The 2,484-nt window shown below is 57.8% G+C and carries 2 protein-coding genes; both read right to left on the bottom strand.

Going from position 1 to position 2,484, the window contains the following annotated elements:
• Nucleotides 1-146: 146 nt before the first annotated feature.
• Nucleotides 147-605: an FAD synthase family protein gene (locus tag J9611_RS21190; protein WP_211883184.1), complete on the bottom strand. Its 459-nt coding sequence runs from the start codon at nt 603-605 to the stop codon at nt 147-149.
• Between the two features lie 10 nt (nt 606-615).
• Nucleotides 616-2,193, bottom strand: a complete 1,578-nt coding sequence (locus tag J9611_RS21185; protein ID WP_307857177.1) for a sugar transferase — start codon at nt 2,191-2,193, stop codon at nt 616-618.
• Nucleotides 2,194-2,484: the final 291 nt, after the last annotated feature.

The raw sequence follows: 2,484 nt of genomic DNA, 5'->3' as shown, positions 1-2,484 counted from the left end.
AGGTGCTCCCTGATGTGCGTAGAAAATGCGGTGTGGTAACTACATTTTCCCACGTCAGAGGCACCTTTCAGGCTTTAATTACGGGCTCCGGTCACACCCCCGATGAAATCCCGAGGCTAGGACCGGTAGAGATCGGAAGTGTTTGTTTAGGGCAGGCTCTTCAGGGTTACCCGCTCCTGAGCGCCGGAATTCAGGAGTTCAAGGGTCCGACGGAGCGCGGTGCTGGAGGTGTGCATCGTGTAGGGGAAATAAACAACCTCTACCCCCACAGCCGCAAACTCCCGTTCCAAGGCCAGGCCCTTGGGTGTGCCCCTCCAGTCGTCCCCCTTAAAGAAGATGTCAAAGTGAACGGAACGCCAGGTGTCGATCTTGCGTGGAAGAGTCTCTGCAACTGCCTCGTCGACACATCGAATATGCCTGACAATTTCCAGACGTTCCGCCAATGGAACTACCGGCGAGCGGCCTTTCGTTGCGACCAGGAGTTCATCTGCAACGACGCCGGCGATCAGGTAGTCGCATTGCGCCTTGGCATGGCGGAGCAAATTGAGATGGCCCACGTGAAATAGGTCAAAGGCTCCTGCTGCGTAGCCGATTCGAGCGGTCATGTCATCTCCTTCAGTACGCGCCGACTGGGCTGTGCATTGCTCTAAAGGTTCTCCACATGATGATCAGGTCACCGGTCAGTGACCAGTTCTCGACGTAGTAGAGGTCCAATCGGATGCTCTCGTCCCACGGGAGGGTGGAACGACCGTTGATCTGCCACAGCCCGGTTATTCCAGGTTTGATCAGCAGCCGGCGGTTGGTGAACTTCTCGTAGGCTGCGACTTCAAGGGGCAGCGGTGGACGGGGCCCGACCAGACTCATGTCGCCGGTCAGGACATTCCAGAGCTGGGGAAGCTCGTCGAGAGAGTACTTACGCATCCAGCTCCCGCACTTCGTAACCCGTGGATCGTTTCGGATCTTGAACAGTGGCCCGGCACCTTCATTGAGCTCGCGCAGCGCGTCCAGATCGGTTTCAGCAGTCCCGACCATCGAACGGAACTTCAACATATGGAAGGGAATGCCGTTTCTGCCCGCCCGGACCTGGCGGAAGAGGGCGGGACCCTCGCTGTCACGCTTCACGACAAAGGCGAGAATCGAGAGGAGCGGGGATAAAACCAGCAATGCGGAGAAGGCAACCGCAATATCCACGGCTCGTTTCAGCACATGTTTACCGCCTGCGTACTGCGGAAGCTCAACGTGAACGAGCGGCAAGCCATCTACCGGACGCCAGTGGATTCGCGGACCGGCAACGTTTGTGAGACTAGAGGCCAGGATCAGTTCTGTTCCGGTCGCCTCCAGCTTCCATCCCAGTTCGCGGATGTACTTGCTGCCGCCCGGAACAGGCCCTGCGACGATGACGGCATCAGCAGTAGCCACTTGTACCATCCGCGAAACCTCGGCCAGGGTGGCAAGCACGGGGACGCGGTACCACGGGGGCCGCAGTTCCATGGACTTGTCCAGCTGCGGCAACGCAACACCGGAAACCTGGTATCCGGCCGCCGAATTCCCGCTGATTTGATTGACCACGTATTCGACGTCAGCCGCCTCTCCGATGACAACAACCTTGGAGAGGTACTTGCCCTGATTCCGCTGTCGATTTAGCCACTTACGCCAAAACCAGCGGTTTCCAGTGAGCAGCAATAGCCCCAAGGGCAGAGCCACGGCGAAGTAGCCACGCGCCACGTCAAACCGAAGAAACACCATTGCTATAGCCAATGCCCCGAATAGCTTGAGGGTAGCTTCCACCACTCGCTTGTATTCGGCACCACCGACACCAAACGTCCGGCTATCGCGGGTTCGATAGATCTCCAAGACGGCGATCCAAGACGCAAATATCAGTGTCGAGACCACAAGATATCTCGCTTCAAAGTCCCACCAGGTGGCAGCGGGTGGTTCTGCGCCGAAGCGAACCACGTAAGCCGAGGCTACGGATATGGCGATAGCTGCCGCGTCGGTGATTCGAAGGCAGTTAATAAAGTTCTTCCACTGGCGCGTCGCGGGGTTCCGCGGAGTGGCGATGTGGGTCTGGGATTCGTCGTCCCATACCGAATGCTGGGTCCTGGGTGGAACTTGCGTTTGCGTGGGGAGCCGGAACTGACCCGATGACCGAAACCCGGGGTTGAACGGCCGACGCTGCTTGAGCTCACTCACGCTCGCCGCCGAGGGCGTCGAGTGACATGAACGGGCTGTGCAGGCGAAGACCCGCGCACTGGCATGGTTTTACATTTGCCGAGCTGGCTTGTTCCTGCAAGCTCCGCCGGCGAAGCCCATCTTCAGGCAATAAAGGATGGACCACCATCAACTGGTCATACATAGTGAGACCTTCTAGTGTTCCGTGTTAATGGTTTGTTTGCGTTTCATCTTGCCCAATAGATACTCCGCGGACTTGGTCCAGGTGAACGGTTTGGCGTCCTTGTTGTAGTTTTCGATGTACCGCTCCAT

It is taken from the genome of Pseudarthrobacter albicanus, from assembly GCF_018224015.1.
In the GTDB taxonomy this organism is placed as follows: Bacteria; Actinomycetota; Actinomycetes; order Actinomycetales; family Micrococcaceae; genus Arthrobacter; species Arthrobacter albicanus.
The sequence above is the reverse complement of the archived record's forward strand: the minus strand, read 5'-3'. Positions and strand labels throughout refer to the sequence as shown.

Excerpts from the sequence above, each read along its gene's own strand:
- J9611_RS21190 (WP_211883184.1), bottom strand. The coding sequence starts at position 605 with ATGACCGCTCGAATCGGCTACGCAGCAGGAGCCTTTGACCTATTTCAC.